Origin of the sequence: Frankia sp. AgB32 (genome assembly GCF_023243045.1) — a bacterium.
In the GTDB taxonomy this organism is placed as follows: Bacteria; Actinomycetota; Actinomycetes; order Frankiales; family Frankiaceae; genus Frankia.
In genome coordinates this window covers 24,908-43,371 of the sequence record NZ_JALKFX010000009.1, presented here as the reverse complement: position 1 = coordinate 43,371, position 18,464 = coordinate 24,908, and the positions used below count along the sequence as shown (strand labels likewise).

The following is an 18,464-nucleotide window of genomic DNA, read 5'->3' as shown; positions in this document are numbered from 1 at the left end:
TAGGCCCGTCATAATCATGGTGGGTCGGTGCTCCGGGGTTGGTCAGGCCGGGGTGGGGTGGGCGGCGCGGATGTCTATTTCGCCGCGGTGGGTGCGGGTGCGGACCTCGACCCGTTCGGCGAAGTCCTTGGGGCTTTCGCGCGGGGGCAGATGGTTGCGCACGGCGCCGGACTTGGTGAAGGCGTCGACCCAGGCGGCCGAGCCGGGGCGGATGCCGACCTCGACGTCGCCGATGCCGGTGGCGAGGTCGATGCGGTCGCGGGCCGCCTCGCGCACGCGCAGGCTGCCCTTCGCGGTGCGCGCGGTGACGCTGCTCTCGGCGCGGTGAATGGTGACGTCGCCGCCGGCGGTGGCGACGGACAGCCGGCCGCCGGCGCGGCCGATCGTGACGGTGCAGTGGCCGGACTGGACGTCGGCGGAGCTCTCCAGCTCGCCGATGCGCACCACGCCCCGGGCGCTTTTCACCTCGGCGGAACCGGTGACGCGGGCGATGTCGAGGTCGACGTCGGCGAAATGGGCCTGCAGCTCGGCGGTGCGCTCCAGGGCTACCTGGCCGCTCGCGCCGTGCAGGCGGCATTCGCCGAGGACACCGGTCGCCACGATCTCCACCTTTGCCGCCCGGACCAGCAGGCTCGATCGGCTGGGCAGCTCGATCACGATCGTGACCGATTCGGAGCGGGAGCGGAACCGGCCGTTGACGGGCGTCTTGATCGACAGCAGGCCGCGGTCGTAGTCGACCCGCACGCGGCCGGCCGCGCCGACCCGGGTGCCCGGGTCGATCTGCACGACGGTGTCCGTCCGGTCGCTCGCGACAAGCTCCACCCGGCCGTCCGCCATCCGCAGGTCGACCGTGATCGGATCGGGGGTGTCGAAAGTGGGCACGGCGGGCTCCTCCGTTGCGTGGCGGGCGGATGCTCAGGTCGGGAGAACAGCGGGGGACGCGGCAAGCCAGGGCGGGCGGGCCGAGGCAGGCTGCGCAACGGGCGTCGGAAGAGCTCGGAAAGGACAGTCGACAGGACAGGTTGGAGCGGGTCAGCCGACCCAGCCGACGAAGCGGCCACCGCCATCGCGACGGCCGCCGTGCTGATGGCCGTCGCCACTGTCGGGGACGGCGAGGGCCGCGGAGGTGACCCGGACGAGCCAGGCGTTGACGGACAGGCCCTCGGCCGCGGCCGCCGCTTCGATGGCGAGCTTGACCCGCTCGGGCGGGCGGAAGTTGATGCGGGCCGCGGGGCCGTCACGGCCGTCGGTGGACGGCGACGACGGCTCGCCGACGGCCATCGCCGCCGGCGCGGCGACGCGGCTGGCGTCGGCTGGTTCCGGCAGGTCCGGGGGGGTCACCGCGAAGGAGGGGTCGCGCCCGCGGAGCCTGAGTTCCACCGAGCCGGGGGCGAGGTCGCGGGTGATCTCCTCCGCGGCGGCGGAGAGGACGTCGAGCATGGCCAGCCGGGACGCCGAGGAGACGGCGGCCACCAGCCGTTCGGCCATCGCCCTGGCCTCACCCGAGTCGGCCGCGGCCAGCAGCTCGGCGCGGAGGTTCTCCACATAGGGCGTCAGGTCCATGCCGCCATCATGGCGCCGCCGATGGCGCCATGTCAAGCCGTTTTGTGGCGCCGCTGGCGCCACAGTGGCGCCAGTGGTCGCAGCTACTCGCCGGAGCTGGTCAGGTCGGCGGCGTGGTGGGTGTCGTTGAAGCCGCGCAGCACGGCGGGGCCGTCGGAGTACCAGTCGATGGTGCTGAGCGAGACGAGGTCCAGGTGCAGGCGGTAGAGCACGGTCGGCTCCGCGGCCAGCGCGAGCTGGGTCAGGCCCTTGATCGGCGTGACGTGCGAGACGATCAGGATCCGCTGGCCGGGATACTCGGCGAGCAGGCGGTTGCGGACCATCGCCACCCGGGCGACCGTGGCGATCAGGCTTTCCCCGCCGGGCGGGGGCACGTGCGGGTCGGCGAGCCAGGCGTTGAGCTCCTCGGGGAAGCGCTCGCGCACCTCGCCGAAGGTCAGCCCCTCCCAGGCGCCGAAGCTGGTCTCGCGCAGGTCGTCGTCGATGGTGTAGTCGCGGCCCAGCGCCTCGGCGGTCTGCCGGGCGCGCTTGAGCGGGGAGCTGACGATCAGGTCGAACGGCTCGTCGCGCAGCCGGCGGGCGGCCGCGGCGGCCTGCTCCAGGCCGAGGTCGGTCAGGGCCGCCTCGACCGTGCCGCTGAAACGCTTCTCCACCGACAGCGGGGTCTGGCCGTGCCGCAGCAGCACCGTGGTCATCGGCGGCGCGGGTGGCGCCATCCAGCCGGAGAGCCGGTTGGTGGTCGGCGCGCGGTGCGGCGACGGGTCCGGGGACTGCGGGACGGAGGGCTCCCAGGTGCGCCCGGCGGCCGCGGCGTCCATCGCCTCGTTGGCGAGGCGGTCGGCGGCGCCGTTGCGGGCGCGCGGCACCCACTGGTAGCGCACGGTGGCGAACTCGCGGGCGAGGCCGGCGGCCTCGTCGGCCAGCGGGCGCATCGACGGATGCTTGATCTTCCAGCGGCCGCTCATCTGCTCGACGACGAGCTTGGAGTCCATCCGGACCTCCACCTCGGCGCCGGGCGCGAGCTCCGCGGCGGCCCGCAGGCCGGCGATGAGCCCCGAGTACTCGGCGACGTTGTTCGTCGCCCGGCCGATCGACGCGGCGCGTTCGGCGAGCACCGATCCGTCCGCCGCGTCGCGGACGACGGCGCCGTAGCCCGCCGGGCCCGGATTGCCCCGGGAGCCGCCGTCCGCCTCGACGACCAGCCTGCGCTCGGTCCCCATCTGCCACTCCCCTCGCCCTGCCACCACACCCGGCCCGGCGCGTTCGTGCGGCCAGCCCGGCGGCCCCGTCGAACCTTGACGCTGTCGAACCTTGACGCTGTCGAACCTTTGGCGCTACAGCCCGGACTCGGGGGTACGGACCAGGATGCGCCGGCATTCCTCGCACCGCACGACCTCGTCGGCCGGGGCCGCCGCGACCGCCCGCAGATCACCGCCGGACAGCTCCAGATGGCAGCCCTGGCAGCGCCGGCGCAGCAGCGCCGCGGCACCCACGCCACTCGACGATGCCCGGATGCGCTCGTACAGGGTGATCAGCGCGTCCGGCAACTGCGGGGCGAGGGCATCGCGTTCACCGCGCAGCCGGCCGGTCTCACTGTCGATCTCCGCGAAGGACTTGTCCCGGCCGGCGTTCGCCGTGTCGATCTCGGCGGTCAGGTCGTCGTGGCGCTTGCCCAGCTCCGCGAGCCGGCTCTCCAGGGCCTCGACCGATTCCATCTTCTCCAGCGCCTCGTCCTCGAGGGCGCCCTGGCGGCGGGCCAGCGATGCCAGCTCCGACTGCAGGTTCTCCAGCTCGCGCGCGTTGGACACGGCGCCGGAGTCGAGGCGTTGGGAGTCGCGTTCCGCGCGGGTGCGGACCAGATCGATCTCGTTCTCCAGCCGGCGCTGGACGCGGGTGACGTCACCCAGTTCGGTCCGCACCTCGACGACATCGTCGTCGAGGGCGCGCAGGGCCGCGGTCCGTTCGGTGATGACAGCGAGTTCCGGCAGCCCGCGCCGACGGGCGGCGAGCCGGTCGATGCCGGAGTCGAGCGCCTGCAGGTCGAGCAGGCGGAGCTGGATTGCTGGGTCGGCCTTCATGTACTCCTCACCGGAATGCCCTGATCCCTGCCGCCGCGCGGTCTACCGGGACGGAGCGTGCAACCGCCAGGGATCGGTCACGATAGCGGACACCGACGCACTCACCGTACGTCCCCGCGCTCGCAGACCCGTGCGCAGACGCGCGGCCGCCACGGCCAACCACGGCCACTCGCTCGCCCAGTGGGCCACGTCGACGATCGCGACCGGATACGCGCCGACCGCGTCGAGCACGTGGTGGTGCCGGCCGTCCGCGGTGACCAGCACGTCCGCGCCCGCGGCCGCCGCGGCGCCGGCCAGCTCGCCACCCGAGCCACCGCACACCGCCACCCGCCGCACGAGCCGCTGCGCCGGCCCCGTGGCGCGCACGCCCCCCGCGGTCGACGGCAGCGACCGGGCGACGCGGGCGCAGAACTCGCCAAGCGGTTCGGGCACGGGCAGCTCGCCGATCCGGCCAAGCCCCCGGCACACCGCGGCGCCGTTCGCCGCGGGCCGGTCGCCGGCGTCGGTGCCAGTGCCGGCGTCGGTGCCAGTGCCGGCGTCGGTCCCAGTGCCGGCGTCGGTGCCAGTGCCGGCGTCGGCATCGGTGAGGGAGCGGAGGTCGCGCAGTCCGAGCGCGGCGCCGAGCGCGTCGCTGACGCCGGGGTCGGCGACGTCGGCGTTGGTGTGCGCGGTGTACAGCGCGACCCCGCCGCGGACCAGGTTCGCCACCACCCGTCCGCCTGGCGTCGTCTCCGCGACGCCATGGACCCCGCGCAGGAACAGCGGATGGTGGGTGACCAGCAGCCCCGCGCCGCCCGCCACCGCCTCGGCGGCGACCTCGGGGGTGGGATCGACGGCGAAGTGCACCGCGGCCACCTGCGCGTCCGGGTCTCCGGCCGCCAGACCCACCGCGTCCCAGGACTGCGCCCAGCCGGGCGGGTAGGCCTCCTCCAGCACCGCGATGCAGTCACGGACCGTTGCCAACCCAGCGTTCATCACGGTGACCCTACCCGGACCGTCGCGGCCGTCTGCCAGCCGGTCACACCCGATCGGGTGGCGCCGAGGTGCTGCGCGCAACGTCTCCTTCGCCCCGTAACGTACCGATGGCGACGCGCCCGACTGGGAGCGAGCCACGAGGAAGGGGAACTCGTCATGGCGGACGTGTCGGTGCGCTTTCAGGTCGCCGGAGACTCGGAGATCGTGCTGAACCTCGCGACGGCCGAGGCCGTGCGACTGGTGGAAGCGATCATGCGCAAGGTGGCCGAGTCCATGGGCTCGCAGCAACGCTCCGCGGTCGGCTCGGCCTGGTCGGACGCACCCTCGGCCACTCCCGGTATGCCGCCGGGCCGCTGATCCACGGCGCCGCGGGCGCCGACGGGGAGAACCGACCGCCGCGGGACCGGCGAGGCGGCTCAAATACCTCGGATCGGTAGCGGACGTGCCCGCTTCCACCAAACGCGACACAACGGCGCCGCAACGCGATACAACTCCGCACAGCCATTCGCCTCGAAAGGACAACGATCACGCATGGCGGGGGACGTACCGGTTGACGAGCGCGCGCTGATAACCCCGTCCGGTGTGGCGCCGGACGTCGCCACCCCGGGCGTTGGCCCGGGGGCGTCCGCGGCGCACGCCGCGGGCCCGGGCCAGCCGGACGGCGTCCCGGCCGCCGCGGCGCCGGGCGGCGAACGCGCCCTGCACCACTACGGTCGCGTGCGGGTCCTGGGCCGACCGCGGCCGACGCCGCCCGAGGTGTCGGCGGCCGCGACGAGTGGCGTACGCGGCCTCGCCGGCCTGCTGCCCCCCGCCGACGGCAGCGTCGTGTCCACCACGGGCGTCAGCCCCGGCCTCAACCGGGCCGAGACGCTCGGTCTCGACGCCTTCCGGCTGCGCGCGAGTTCCGCCTACCGGCGGCTCAAGGACGACCGGCCCCGCGACGGCCACGGCTGGGACATGGACCGGCCCTGCACCGACGTCCCACCGCCGCGCGGCGCGTCCGGCGGCGCGCCGGGACTCGGCGCCGACACCCAGGTCACCCCGAACGGACGTGCGGACCACTTCAGCCCGCTCGCGACCCTGGCGACGCCGGACAGCACGGCCGTCGCCACGCCGGCAACGGCCGGTTCGCCCACCAGCTCCCGGCTGGAGGGCTCGGTGGCCATCGGGCTCGTCATCGTCGAGGGGCCGACGACGGACCTGCAGTTCTCCGCGGCCGAACGGACCAAGGTCGTCGCCGAGGTGCAGAACGGGCTGTCCTGGTACGCCACCACCAATCCGGCGGCGGGGCTGGCGTTCCACTACGACATCCAGATCGTGCGGCTGTCCGTGCCGGCCAACCCGAAGGCCGCCGACCTGGAGGCGCTCTGGCGGGACCCGACGATGGACCGGCTCGGCTACGCGGCGAACTTCGACGGGGTCTACGCCTACGTCGACGCGCTGCGCGGCAAGCTCGGCACCGACTGGGCGTACTGCGCGTTCTTCACGAAATACCCGCTCGGCTACTTCGCGTACTCGTCGGTGGGCGGGCCCCGGATCGTCATGCAGTACGCCAACGACGGCTGGGGGCCGGACAACATCGACCGGGTCTTCACCCACGAGACCGGGCACATCTTCGGCGCCCCGGACGAGTACGGCGGCGCGAACTGCGACTGCGGCGGCCAGTGGGGCGTGTTCCAGACGCCCAACGGCAACTGCGACAGCTGCGCCCCCGCCCCGGCCGACTGCCTGATGCGCTCCAACAGCTTCGCGCTGTGCCGCTACACCCCCAGCCAGCTCGGCTGGGGTCACGGCGTGGGCGGCAACCCGGTCCTCGTGCAGTCGAAGGGCCTCGGGAAGGTCGGCAACTTCGAGGTCGTCGTCCCGTCGAAGTTCTCCGGGCTGACGCACGTGTGGCGCGACAACGACGCCACCGGCTACCCGTGGCGCGACCCGTGGCAGACCGCGCAGGCCCTCGGCCCGGTCGACGCCGTCACGATGATCCAGAGCACTCTGGCCAACCCGGGGCCGCTGGAGGTCGCCGTCCGGGTAGGCTCGACGCTCTCCTTCCTGTGGCGGGACAGCACCGGTGCGTTCGCCTGGCACCCGCCCACCACGCTGTTCCAGGGTGTCCGCGGCGTCCCGTCGCTGATCCAGAGCAGGCTGGGGACCAAGGGGAACTTCGAGCTGCTCGTCCCGGCCGCCGACGTCGGCCTGCAGCACCTGTGGCGCAACCACGACGTCCACGGCTACCCGTGGAGCGCCCCGAAGCTGTTCGGTGCCAACCTCGGCAAGGTCGACGCCGTCAGCCTCATCCACGGCACGCTCGGCGGCGGCGCCGGCATGCTGGAGGCCGTCGCCCGGGTCGGCAGCCGCCTGGTCCACCTCACCCGGGACAACACCGCCGTGTGGCGGACCGGCCCGGTCTTCGGCGAGGGCGTGGCCGGCAACCCGGCGCTCATCCAGAGCTCGTTCGGCGACGGGTCGCACAACTTCGAGGTGGTCACCCCCGCCGCCGGCGGCGGGTTGATCCACTACTACCGGAACAACAGCGCGTCGACGCCCGCCTGGAGCGGGCCGCGACCGTTCGCCCCCACCCTCGGCAAGGTCGACGCCGTCTCGATGATCCAGAGCAACTTCGACGGCCACCTGGAGGTCCTCGCCCGGGTGGGCGACGAGCTGCACATGCTGTGGCGCTCGTCGGGTGCCAGCGCGACCTGGTCCGTCCCCCGCCGGGTCTTCTGACGACTTCGCCGGAGCGCGACGGCCCGCCGCGCTCAGCAGTCCGGGTCGACGCCCGGATCCCGCGCCCAGCGCCGGCCGGCGCCGTCCCCGTCCTCGTTCCCAGGGCCGGCGGGGTTCCCAGGGCCGGCGGGGTTCCCAGGGCCGGCGGGGTTCCCAGGGCCGGCGGGCGGCGCGGGCCGGTCCGGCGGCTCGAAACCCGGCGAGTCCCACGGCCGGCCGTCGCCGGGGCCCCGGTCCTTGCCGGCCCGGCGCGTCAGCCAGCCGTCGACGAACAGGTTCTCCGCCGGGCTGAGGTCCTCCCGCAGCCCGGCGGGCACCGCGTCGACGAACACCGCGAACACCCCCGGTAACGCGGCCACCTCCCCCGCCCGGCCGGCCGGCGCGACCAGCAGGACCAGCCGCGGCGCCAGGCCCGACGTCACCTGCCCGAACGCGGTCAGGTCCACCGCGGCGCCGGGAGCGTCCGCGTCCCGCCGGCGATCAAGGACGACGAGCAGTTCAGGTTCGGTTCCCCACACCGCTCCATTGTCCAGCGTTGCAGGCTTTTGAGGACCCCCGCTGCCCCGCGCCACCCCGGGCGGCCGCGCTGGGCGACGGAACCGGCGGCGTCGAGGAGAATCACAGTTCCGGCGGTCCTCCAGCCGTGGACACCACCGCTCAGACGGGACAGGGTTGGACTCACCGTCCGGCGACGGGACGTGGTCGGGGCAGGACCGGGAGGAAGGGCACGGGCGATGAGCACGCGACTACCGCTGTTCCCGCTCGGCACCGTGCTGTTGCCGGGACTGGTGCTGCCGCTGGAGATCTTCGAGGAGCGTTACCGCACACTGGTGCGGGAGCTGATGGCCCAGTCGGCCGACGAGGTGCGCCAGTTCGGGGTGGTGGCGATCCGTCGCGGCCGCGAGACCGGTCCGGCGCTGCCGGCGATCCACGAGGTCGGTTGCACCGCCGTGATGCGCCGCGTCCAGGAGCATCCGGACGGCCGGTTCTCCCTGATCACCGTCGGCGGGCAGCGTTTCCGCGTCGGCGCGGTGGACCAGCAGGGCGCGCCCTACCTGCTCGGCGAGGTGGAGTTCCTGCCCGACGAACTGGGTGACGCCGACGCCGCCCGGGAGGCGGTCGGGCCCGTGCAGCGGCTCATGCGCACCTACGCCCAGCGGCTGGCCGCGACCGGCACCGTGCAGATCTCCCTGCCGGACCTCCCGGACGACCCGATCGCGCTGTCCTACGTGGTCGCCGCGGCCGCGGTCACCGATCTGACCGAGCGGCAGGGCCTGCTGGCCGCGGCGGACGCCGCCAGCCGGCTGGGTGCCGAACGGGCGCTGCTGCGCCGCGAGGTCGGCCTGCTGGGGAAGATCACCACCATCGGTTCGAGCGAATTGCGCCGGGTCGATCCCAGCCCGAACTGACCCAGCCCGCACTGACCCTGGCCGCACTGACCGAGCCCGCACTGACCGAGCCCGCAGTGACCGAGCCCGCACCGGCACCGCCGCCCGCACCGACGCGGCCCGCCCTGGACTCCGACGCCTCGGCGACGAACGCCGACATGCCCCGTCCGCCGGCCGAATCCCCACCGGTGTTCCTGTCCGCGGTCCCGAATTCGCGCACGCCGTCCCCACCGTCGGGGCCGAAGCCGCCGATGGGTGCGGCGGGCGCGGTGGGGGTGGCGTGCCGGCGCGGGCGACCGGCGGTCCCGGCGCGCTGCGGCCAGGACGCCGCCCACAGGGCGACCGCGAACACCACCAGCGCGACGACCGGCATGATCAGGTAGAGGCCGTGCGCCCGGACGCGCAGATCGACGAGGTCGACCAGCACCGGGGAGGCATCGCCGGGCAGGCTGTGCCGCCCGCCCGGCGCGCGCCGCGGGTGGCCGCGCCCGCCGGCGGTGAGCGCGCCGCCCAGGCCGCCGCCGGCAAGGCCGAGGGGAACGGGCCAGCCGGCGTCCCGCGCCCGCCAGAACGCCACCGCACCGCCGATCACCCCGGCGACCGCGCAGATCAGCCCGAACCGGGCGTCGATGTCGCTCTGCACCGCGAACGCGGACTCGTTGCCCTGCAGCGCGTTCGCCATGTTCAGATGCGGCGCGGCGGCCGCCCAGAGCAGGCCGAGCGGGAACCCGACGACCACCATGGCCGCCGCGCAGATCAGCCCGGCGAGCGCGTTCGACCGCCAGCCGCGCGCCGGGGCCGGGCGGAGTTCCGCTGCGCCATCCGTCACGTCGCCCGCTCCGCCCAGAGGTGTCCACTTCGTCGCCACACTCCGCGGGGCACCGACTCGACGGAAACCCGCGGACGGTTGACCCTATCGTGCCGACGGCCACTGCCGATCGGAGCGGGCTGACAGTGGTCTCGTCACCTGGCCGGATCCGGCCCGGCGGCGACGGCCAGGTCGCGACGGCCAGGTCGCGGCGGTCAGGTCGCGGCGGTCAGGTCGCGGCGGTCAGGAGGTCGCGACGCGACGTAGCGCGATCACCGCGACGGCGAGCGCGGCCACCCCGACGACCGCGCACACGGCGAGATCGGTGCCCACGGTCGCCCAGTCGATGCCGGGCTGGAACGCGGCGGCGAGCGCGTCCACGGCGTAGGTGCTCGGCAGCGCGTCGCGGGCCAGCCGGCCGACCTCGGGCAGCCGGTCCGCCGGGATGACGCCGAGGAACAGCACGATGCTCATACCGAGCTGCCCGGCGAGGGTTGCGAGTTCCGGGCGCGGGGCGAGCAGGCCGACCGCGGCGCCGAGGCCGGACAGGCACACCCCGGCCAGCACGACGACGGGCAGCAGCAGCCACAGGCCCGACAGCGACAGACCGTAGAGCAGGCTGCCGAACACGGCCGTGATGAGCGTCCCGGGCGCGGCGAACGTGGCGTACGACGCCGCCGTGCCCAGCACGACCGCGGCCGGGGGCACCGGCAGGGTCAGGTAGTAGTCGAGCGCGCCGGCCGCCCGCAGCGCGCCGAAGCGCTGCGCGAGCAGGTTCAGCGCGACGAAGGCGACGACCAGCACGGTGGAGCCGGCGACGACCTGGCCGGCGGCGGTGGTGTTGTCGACATCGAGGATGCCGCGCAGCAGGACGAGGATGCCGACCGACTGGAACGACGCGACGAACAGCAGCGGGATGCGCCCCACCTTGGACCGGGCCAGCTGCCCGCGGTAGACCGCGCCGAAGGCGGCGCCGAAGCCGGTGGCCGGCGGGATCCACGGCGCGCCTGGCGACACGGGCACCGGGACGGCCGGCAGCGCCGGAAGATCGGACCCGGGCAGGTCGGACACCGGCAGGTCGGACACCGCCAGGACGGCCCTCGGCAGGGGCCCACCGCCGGCGGTGGACGGGACGGGTGACGCGCCGCGGGCGTCGGGGACGACGGTCATCGCAACCGTGCCAGCGGGCCCGGGTGACGGAACTTCATGGTCATGTCCGCTCCAGGTCTCGGGATGCGCCGCCGAGGGTGAGGTACACATCCTCCAGCGACGGGGTGGCGAGGCTGAAGTCGTCCAGCGCGGCGAAGGCCGCGCCGGTGGTGAGGCGACCGAGGGCGTCGCGGGCGGCAGCGGGCGCCATCCGCACCGTCCATCGCCGGCCGTTGGTCGTGGCCAGGCCGGCCAGCAGGGCGACCGTGGGGTCGTCGGCCGGCGGCTCGCTGCGCCAGGCGAGGTCGAGCCGGACGTCGCCGGACACCGACGCCTTGAGCTGGCCGGGGGTGTCGCAGGCGATCACCCGGCCGGCCTCCAGGACGGCGACCCGGTCGAGCACCGACTCGGCTTCCAGGACGTTGTGCGTGATCAGCACGACGGTGGTGCCGGTGGCGTCCCGGCGGCGCTGCAGCGCCGCCCACACGGCCCGGCGGGCCACCGGGTCGAGCCCGGTCGTGGGTTCGTCGAGGATGAGCACCGGACGGTCGCCGACGAGCGCGGTGGCCACGCAGGCCAGCCGCCGCTGGCCGCCGGAGAGCCGGGCCAGCGGGCGGTTCGCCACCGCGGTGAGCCCGAGCTCCTCGAGGATGGCGGCGCGGGCCGTGCGCGCCGCGGCGCGGGACAGCCCGCGCATCCTCGCGGTGGTGCCCACCGCGGTGGCGACCGGCAGCTCGGCCAGGGCGTGGTCCGCCTGGCCGAGGTAGCCGGCGAGCCGGGCGGGCAGGTCCGGTGCGTCGCGCACGTCCTGGCCGAACATGGTGATCGTGCCGGCGTCGGGGCGCAGCAGCCCCATCAGCTGGCGGACGAGCGTCGTCTTCCCGGCACCGTTGGGGCCGAGGACGCCGAACACCTCCCCCTGACTGATGTCCAGGTCGATCCGGTCGTTCGCGAGGACGGCGTGCTCACCCGCCCCGTGGCGTCGGGTGAGCCCGCGGACGGCATAGCTCAACACGACGCCCATTCTCGCAGCCGGGTCGGCGTGATGGCCCGGACGGTCCCTGGGGACGCCTCACACCGCGCTGCTCATCCACACCACCACGTCGAGCATGCGAAGCGGGGTGACCGGTGGGCCACTCTGCGGCACCAGGGTGGCGAGGCGGCGGAACTCCTCGGCGTTCTCCCGCAGGTCGTACTGCATCGCGCGGACCAGCAGCTCCATGTACTGCCGCCAGCTACGGCCGTCGCGCGGCGACGGGGGCACGCAGTCCTCGTGCTGATAGAAGATGCGCACCTTGGAGTCGAACAGCGGGACCAGTGCGGGACGCTTGCGGTGCAGCACCTTGGCGATCAGTGAACCCTTGACGTCGCGGTCGGAGACGTCGGGATCGTCGAGCGGGTCGTAGAGCGCGGCGACCAGGTCGAGGGTCGCCTCGTCGGCCTCGATGAGGTCGATGCCCGGCGGCAGCCGGTCCAGCGCCCGCTGCAACAGCGGCGTGAGCGCCGTCAGCGTGTGCATGCGGTCGACCGCGACGTGCACGCCGAGCAGGCTGGGTGCGAGCAGGTCGCCGGTGCAGAGCAGGTCGGGGTCGTTGTTGGTGACCAGGCCGTCGTAGTAGGGGTAGGCGTAGCGCAGTCCCCGCCTGCGCGGGCCCAGGTACTCCTCCACCAGGCTCTCTGCGTCGAAGACCTCCCGGGTACCTTTCGCCAGCTTCACCCAGGGCTCCTTGTCGTCGTCGTTCGGTTCTCACGTTCGTGCGCCGCCGGTCCGGGCCAGCACGGCCGTCTGGCGTCATCCTCCCCCGGCCAGGGAGGGCCGAGGGTGGGGGGTCGGGGGACGGCGTCCCGCGGCCGTGTTCGCCTGATGGCAGTGACCCGGCCAGATGATGCGGGACGGCACCCCCGATGTCAGCGGCGATCCGGCGACAGTGGGATGAAGGTCACACTCGGTGGTGCCGTGCCGGGCGGGGCCGGATCGACGACCCGTACCCGTGGGTCGGCGGCGAGCTGCGCGAGCCGGCTGGCCGGAGCCCGCACGACCGCCGCGAACAGGCAGGCACAGCCGGCCCGTAGCTGGGTGGCCGCCCGGCTGTCGCGGTCGTCGGCGGTCGCGTCGCCGGCGCGGCGGTCGACGGCGGCCCGCGCGTCCGTCTGCTCCGCCGCCGAGGCGAACGCCGCCCGCACGTCGCTCACCGGGTCCTGAACCACGGCCTGCTCGGCCTCGCCGCCAAGGCCGGCGGTGAAGAACACCTGCACGGTCCGATAGGCGCCGAAGGTTTCGAGCAGCCCTTCGGGGGTGACCGCGGCGTCGAGGCTGACCACCGCGTACGCGTCCAGGTTCGGCGCGGCGGCGGCCTGGTTGGCCAGACTCTGCCGGCTCGCGCCGAGGTAGTCCGCGACCGGGTCGTGCGTGCCGGGCCCGATGGTCACGGTCGGTACCACCGGTGCCGTGGGCGACGACGAGGTCGACGGCACGGCCGGCGCGCCGCTCGCCGGTTCGCCCGACGTCCGCCCGGTGTCGACGTTCTGCAGGATCGCCGCCGTGGCGCTCACCACGATCAGGGCGACGAGGCCGAGCACGAGCACGCGCGCGCCGCGGTCCACCAGGCCCCCGCGGGCGACGCCGAGACCGACCCCGTCCTGCGCTGGTGGCGGAGCCGAGCCCGCCGCGGCGGCCGGTGGCCAGCCGGCGCGAACCCGCACCTCGCCGGCCATCCGCCGGGCCCGCTCGGTCTCCCGGTCAGCGACGCCCAGCACGCGCCCGCGCGCGGCGGCCAGGACGCGCTGCGCCCCGGGCAGCGCGGCGGCGTCGAGCCGGTCGAGGGCGCCGATGATCCACCGCCCGTCTTCCGCGGCGGGGGCGGCCTGCCCGACCGAGGTCGGCCCGGCGGGCGCATCCTGGTCCGGCGGGGGCGGCTGGGCGGCGGCCCGGCCGGGGGCGACGGCCACCGCGACCGGCGGATCGCTCATGCCGTCTCCCGCAGCCTCTCCAACGCTGCCGCCAGGTCGGCGGGGTCGGGGCTGGTGAACTCGACCCGCCCGCCATGCCCTGGATGCTCGAACGACAGATAGGCGGCGTGCAGCCACTGCCGGCGCAGGCCGAGACGCTCGGCGAGGGTCGGGTCGGCGCCGTAGGCGATGTCGCCGACGCAGGGGTGGCGCAGGGCCGACATGTGCACCCGGATCTGGTGGGTGCGGCCGGTCTCCAGGCGGATCGACAGCAGCGAGGCCGCCCGGAACGCCTCGAGGGCGTCGTAGTGGGTGACGCTGGGCTTGCCGTCGGCGACGACGGCGAACAGGCCGGGCCGGCGGGGATTGCGGTCGATCGGCGCGTCGACGGTGCCCCGCAGCGGGTCGGGATGGCCCTGCACGACGGCGCGGTAGCGCTTGTCCACCTCGCGCTCGCGGAAGGCCCGCTTCAGCAGGGTGTAGGCCCGCTCGCTCTTGGCGACGGCCATGACGCCGGTGGTGCCGACGTCGAGGCGGTGCACGACGCCCTGCCGCTCGGCCGCCCCGGAGGTGGCGACGCGGAAGCCGGCGGCGGCCAGGGCGCCGATGACCGTCGGGCCGGTGAAGCCGGGCGCCGGATGGGCGGCGACGCCGACCGGCTTGTCGACGACCACGATGTCGTCGTCGTCGTGGAGGATGCCGAGGCCCTCGACCGGGGTCGGCTCCACCTGGATGGGCCGGGGCGGGGCGGGCAGGCACACCTCCAGCCAGGCGCCGCCGTGCACCCGGTCGGAGCGGCCGCGGACCCGGCCGTCGAGGCTGGCCTGGCCGTCGTCGATCAGGGCGGCCGCGGCGGTGCGGGACAGCCCGAACATCCGGGCGAGGGCGGCGTCGAGGCGCACCCCGTCGAGCCCGTCGGGCACGGGCAGGGAACGCGTGTCCCCGCTGGCCGTCACTGGTCTGCCCGGCCGGTGGCGTCCCCGGTGGTGTCGTCGCCGTAGCGGCTGCCGTCGAGGCCGATGCCGCGCAGGGACAGGATCACCGCGACGACGCCGCCGCAGACGATCGCCGAGTCGGCGACGTTGAAGATCGGCCAGTGGTGCAGGTGGACGAAGTCGACGACGTGTCCCCGCAGCGGGCCGGGCGGGCGGAAGATCCGGTCGACGAGGTTGCCCAGCGCGCCGCCGAGCAGGGCGCCGAGCACCGCCGCCCAGCCGACCGAGCCCAGCCTGCGGGCGGTGAAGACGACGACGGCGATCACGGCGAGGGCGACCAGGCTGAGGATCACCGTCGCGTCGCCGGCGATGCTGAACGCGGCGCCGGAGTTGCGGGTCAGCTCGAGGTCCAGGATCCCGGGAACGATGCGGACCGGGCCGCGGCCGGAGAGCGTGGACACCGCGATGTGCTTGGTCACGATGTCGAGCGCCAGTAGGACGGCGGCGGTCGCGGCCAGCACGACGACGGGCCGCCGGCTGCCGGGACGCCGGGGGTCGGGACGCGCTGCCGGCCCGCGCACGGCGGCCGGACCGCGGCCGGCGGGATCTTCGGACACGCTGCTCCCGATGGTAGTTGTCTGCCCAGCGGAACCACTCTACGGGCCACCCTGACGCGGCGGATCCGACGGGCCGGTCGACTACACTTGCCGAGCAGCGGCACGGCGTTGACGGGGACGAGTAGCGGCGGGCGCAGCCCGAGCGAGCCGGGGTTGGTGGAAGCCCGGCGGCCAGCGCGTCGCGAAACATCACCCCCGAGCTGCCGGCAGAACCGGGCCCGTCGGCATGGCCGGCGCGTCCCGCAGTAGACCCGGCAGTCGCGCGAACCAACGAGTGGCCGTTTCGCGGTCCGGCGCCCGTCTCGCGGGCGGTCCGTTCCGGGAGGCGTGCAAGGAGGGTGGTACCGCGGTACCACCGGCTCCCCGGCAGGGGCGCGGCGGCGGGTCAGGCCCGCCGGCGTCCCGGCCCGGCCAGAGCCGGTGGCGTCGTCCCTCTGGTGACAGCCGACGCCAGCGACGACCACCGAGGGAAGACCGGGTCCGCCACGATGAACAGCACGCCGCCCCCGCCCAGCTACGCGCCGCTGCCCGCGCAGGTGGACCTGCCCGCCTTCGAACGCGAGACGCTGGCCCGCTGGCGGGACACGAAGGTCTTCCACCGCTCGCTGGAGGCCACCGCCGACCGGCCGCTGTGGATGTTCTACGAGGGCCCGCCGACCGCCAACGGCCGCCCCGGCGCGCACCACGTCGAGGCCCGGGTGTTCAAGGACATCTTCCCCCGCTACCGGACGATGAAGGGCTTCCACGTCCCCCGCCGGGCCGGCTGGGACTGCCACGGCCTGCCCGTCGAGCTCGCGGTCGAGAAGGAACTCGGGTTCACCGGCAAGAGCGACATCGAGGCCTACGGGGTCGCCGAGTTCAACGACCGCTGCCGCGAGTCGGTGCTGCGCCACGTCGCGGACTTCTCGGCGATGACCGAGCGGATGGGCTACTGGGTCGACCTCGACAGCGCCTACCGCACGATGGACACCAGCTACATCGAGAGCGTCTGGTGGTCGCTGCGGCAGATCTTCGACAAGGGCCTGCTGGTCGAGGACTACCGGGTCACCCCGTACTGCCCGCGCGACGAGACGCCGCTGTCCGACCACGAGGTCTCCCAGGGCTACGAGGACGTCGAGGACCCGTCGGTCCACGTGCGTTTCCCGCTGCTCGCCGACGACCTCGGCCTCGCCGAGCGGGGCGCGCGGCTGCTGGTGTGGACGACGACGCCGTGGACGCTGGTGTCGAACACGGCGGTCGCGGCGCATCCGGACGTCGACTACGTGCTGGTGCGGGCCGCCGACGGCGAGCTCGTCGTCGTCGCGGAGCCGCTGGTCACGGCGGCCGTCGGCGAGGACGCCGAGGTGCTCGAGCGGTTCCGTGGGTCGGCGCTCGCCGGCGCCCGCTACGAGCGTCCGTTCACCTTGCTGGACGCCGAGCTGTTCGCCACCGGCACCGGCACGCCACACACCGTCGTGCTGGCGGAGTACGTCACCACCACCGACGGCACCGGCCTGGTGCACCAGTCGCCGGCGTTCGGCGCCGAGGACCTCGCGGTGTGCCGGGCCGCCGGGCTGCCGGTGGTCAACCCGATCGGTACCGACGGCCGGTTCCTGGCGGACACGCCGCTGGTGGGCGGCATGTTCTTCAAGGACGCCGACGCGCCACTGACCGACGACCTGCGCGCGCGGGGCCGGCTGTGGCGGGGCCAGATGTTCACGCACAGCTACCCGCACTGCTGGCGCTGCCACACCCCGTTGATCTACTACCCGCTGCCGTCCTGGTACATCCGCACCACGGCGATCCGCGAGCGGCTGCTGGCGGAGAACGCCCGCACCGACTGGCACCCCGAGCGAATCAAGGACGGCCGCTACGGCGAGTGGCTGCGCGGCAACGTCGACTGGGCGCTGTCCCGCAACCGGTACTGGGGCACGCCGCTGCCGATCTGGCGCTGCACCGACGACCCGAGTCACCTGACGTGCGTCGGGTCGCTGGCGGAGCTCTCCGAGCTGGCCGGACGCGACCTGGCCGCCCTCGACCCGCACCGCCCGTTCGTCGATGACGTGACGATCCCCTGCCCGACCTGCGCCGCGACGTCGCGGCGGGTACCCGAGGTGATCGACGTCTGGTACGACAGCGGCGCGATGCCGTTCGCCCAGTGGGGCGCGCCGCACCGCAACGCCGACGAGTTCGCCCGGCACTACCCGGCGAAGTACATCTGCGAGGCGATCGACCAGACCCGCGGCTGGTTCTACACGCTGATGGCGATCGGCACGCTGGTGTTCGACCGCTCCTCCTACGAGACGGTGCTCTGCCTCGGGCTGCTGCTCGACGCCGACGGCCGCAAGATGAGCAAGCACGTCGGCAACGTCCTCGACCCGTTCGAGCTGTTCGAGCGGCACGGCGCGGACGCGGTGCGCTGGCTGATGCTCGCCGGCGGCTCCCCCTGGTCGGACCGCCGGGTCGGGCACGAGGCGATCGAGGACATCGTCCGCCGGGTCCTGCTGACCTACTGGAACACCGCGTCGTTCTTCACCCTCTACGCCGGGGCGGCCGGCTGGCGGCCGGACACCGGGCCGCCCGCGCAGGCGCCGGCCCAGCGGCACGTGCTGGACCGCTGGGCGTTGTCCGAGCTCGCCGACACCGTCGCCGAGGTGGACGACGCGCTCGCCGGGTTCGACTCGCTGCGCGCCGGGAGACGCATCGCCCGGTTCGTCGACGACCTGTCCAACTGGTATGTCCGCCGCTCACGGCGGCGGTTCTGGGCCGGCGACCCGGACGCACTGGCCACCCTGCACACCTGCCTCGACGCGCTGACCCGGGTGATGGCGCCGTTCACCCCGTTCCTCACCGACTGGCTGTGGACGCGGCTGTTCGCCGTCGACGGCCAGACGCCCGACTCGGTGCACCTCGCGGCGTGGCCCGAGCTGCCGGGTGAGCTGCGCTCCCCCGCGCTGTCCGGGCAGATGGATCTCGTCCGCCGGATCGTCGAGCTCGGCCGGGCGGCGCGGGCGTCCAGCGGCGTGCGCACCCGCCAGCCGCTGCCGCGGGCGGTCGTCGGCGGCGGCGCCGTGGGCACGCTGACCGTCGAGCTGCGCGCGCAGATCGCCGAGGAACTCAACGTCACCGCGGTCGAGGCCGCCACCGCCGACGTCGTCACCATCACGGTGAAGCCGAACTTCCGGGCCCTGGGACGACGGTTCGGCGCCACGACCAAGGCCGTCGCCCCCGCCCGCCCCCCCGCGGGCGCGCCCCCCCCCCGCCGGGGCCCCGGCCCCCCCGCCCCCGCGGGGCGGCCA

17 protein-coding genes are annotated in these 18,464 nt (G+C 74.5%); 4 read left to right on the top strand and 13 right to left on the bottom strand.

The window, feature by feature from the left end:
• Positions 1 to 42: 42 nt before the first annotated feature.
• The 5 genes from MXD60_RS04650 to MXD60_RS04630 all read right to left on the bottom strand — a co-directional run bounded on the left by MXD60_RS04650 (position 43) and on the right by MXD60_RS04630 (position 4,616).
• Positions 43 to 882, bottom strand: a complete 840-nt coding sequence (locus tag MXD60_RS04650) for a DUF4097 family beta strand repeat-containing protein (protein ID WP_248817705.1) — start codon at positions 880 to 882, stop codon at positions 43 to 45.
• A gap of 150 nt (positions 883 to 1,032) precedes the next feature.
• Positions 1,033 to 1,563 carry a hypothetical protein gene (locus MXD60_RS04645; protein WP_248817704.1) on the bottom strand — a complete coding sequence of 177 codons (531 nt, stop codon included), beginning with the start codon at positions 1,561 to 1,563 and terminating at the stop codon, positions 1,033 to 1,035.
• Positions 1,564 to 1,646: 83 nt separating this feature from the next.
• Entirely contained in the window at positions 1,647 to 2,783 is a 1,137-nt protein-coding gene (locus MXD60_RS04640; RefSeq protein ID WP_248817703.1) for a bifunctional RNase H/acid phosphatase, read from the bottom strand.
• A gap of 114 nt (positions 2,784 to 2,897) precedes the next feature.
• Positions 2,898 to 3,641, bottom strand: a complete 744-nt coding sequence (locus tag MXD60_RS04635; RefSeq protein WP_248817702.1) for a zinc ribbon domain-containing protein — start codon at positions 3,639 to 3,641, stop codon at positions 2,898 to 2,900.
• 42 nt (positions 3,642 to 3,683) lie between these two features.
• Positions 3,684 to 4,616, bottom strand: a complete 933-nt coding sequence (locus tag MXD60_RS04630) for a Nif3-like dinuclear metal center hexameric protein (protein WP_248817701.1) — start codon at positions 4,614 to 4,616, stop codon at positions 3,684 to 3,686.
• A 156-nt stretch (positions 4,617 to 4,772) separates the two neighbouring features.
• Between MXD60_RS04630 and MXD60_RS04625 the strand changes: the two genes are divergently transcribed.
• Positions 4,773 to 4,973 carry a hypothetical protein gene (locus MXD60_RS04625; protein ID WP_248817700.1) on the top strand — a complete coding sequence of 67 codons (201 nt, stop codon included), beginning with the start codon at positions 4,773 to 4,775 and terminating at the stop codon, positions 4,971 to 4,973.
• Positions 4,974 to 5,147: 174 nt separating this feature from the next.
• On the top strand, positions 5,148 to 7,340 hold the full coding sequence (locus MXD60_RS04620) for a DUF8189 domain-containing protein (RefSeq protein WP_248817699.1): 2,193 nt from the start codon (positions 5,148 to 5,150) through the stop codon (positions 7,338 to 7,340).
• A gap of 32 nt (positions 7,341 to 7,372) precedes the next feature.
• Here MXD60_RS04620 and MXD60_RS04615 read toward each other — a convergent pair whose 3' ends face one another.
• A complete protein-coding gene (locus MXD60_RS04615; protein ID WP_248817698.1) occupies positions 7,373 to 7,858 on the bottom strand; it encodes a hypothetical protein in 486 nt (161 codons plus the stop codon).
• A gap of 216 nt (positions 7,859 to 8,074) precedes the next feature.
• On the opposite strand from MXD60_RS04615, the gene MXD60_RS04610 reads away from it, so the two are divergent.
• On the top strand, positions 8,075 to 8,749 hold the full coding sequence (locus MXD60_RS04610; RefSeq protein WP_248817697.1) for an LON peptidase substrate-binding domain-containing protein: 675 nt from the start codon (positions 8,075 to 8,077) through the stop codon (positions 8,747 to 8,749).
• On the opposite strand, the gene MXD60_RS04605 is transcribed toward MXD60_RS04610, so the two are convergent.
• From MXD60_RS04605 to MXD60_RS04575, 7 genes are all read right to left on the bottom strand, one after another.
• Positions 8,697 to 9,557, bottom strand: a complete 861-nt coding sequence (locus tag MXD60_RS04605) for a hypothetical protein (protein WP_248817696.1) — start codon at positions 9,555 to 9,557, stop codon at positions 8,697 to 8,699. The genes MXD60_RS04610 and MXD60_RS04605 overlap by 53 nt on opposite strands.
• 222 nt (positions 9,558 to 9,779) lie before the next feature.
• Positions 9,780 to 10,706: an ABC transporter permease gene (locus tag MXD60_RS04600; protein WP_248817695.1), complete on the bottom strand. Its 927-nt coding sequence runs from the start codon at positions 10,704 to 10,706 to the stop codon at positions 9,780 to 9,782.
• 40 nt (positions 10,707 to 10,746) lie between these two features.
• Complete coding sequence (locus tag MXD60_RS04595; protein ID WP_248817694.1) at positions 10,747 to 11,709, bottom strand: ABC transporter ATP-binding protein; 963 nt, start codon at positions 11,707 to 11,709, stop codon at positions 10,747 to 10,749.
• Between the two features lie 48 nt (positions 11,710 to 11,757).
• Positions 11,758 to 12,402: a DUF6308 family protein gene (locus tag MXD60_RS04590; RefSeq protein WP_248817693.1), complete on the bottom strand. Its 645-nt coding sequence runs from the start codon at positions 12,400 to 12,402 to the stop codon at positions 11,758 to 11,760.
• 191 nt (positions 12,403 to 12,593) lie between these two features.
• Positions 12,594 to 13,655, bottom strand: coding sequence for a hypothetical protein (locus tag MXD60_RS04585; RefSeq protein ID WP_248817692.1), 1,062 nt, complete (start codon positions 13,653 to 13,655; stop codon positions 12,594 to 12,596).
• On the bottom strand, positions 13,652 to 14,590 hold the full coding sequence (locus tag MXD60_RS04580) for an RluA family pseudouridine synthase (RefSeq protein WP_248817691.1): 939 nt from the start codon (positions 14,588 to 14,590) through the stop codon (positions 13,652 to 13,654). Before MXD60_RS04580 ends, MXD60_RS04585 begins: the two co-directional genes overlap by 4 nt.
• Positions 14,587 to 15,186: a signal peptidase II gene (locus MXD60_RS04575; RefSeq protein ID WP_248817690.1), complete on the bottom strand. Its 600-nt coding sequence runs from the start codon at positions 15,184 to 15,186 to the stop codon at positions 14,587 to 14,589. Before MXD60_RS04575 ends, MXD60_RS04580 begins: the two co-directional genes overlap by 4 nt.
• A 488-nt stretch (positions 15,187 to 15,674) precedes the next feature.
• Here MXD60_RS04575 and ileS point away from each other — a divergent pair.
• Positions 15,675 to 18,464: isoleucine--tRNA ligase (gene ileS / locus MXD60_RS04570; protein WP_248817689.1), on the top strand; the 2,790-nt coding region annotated here is incomplete at its 3' end.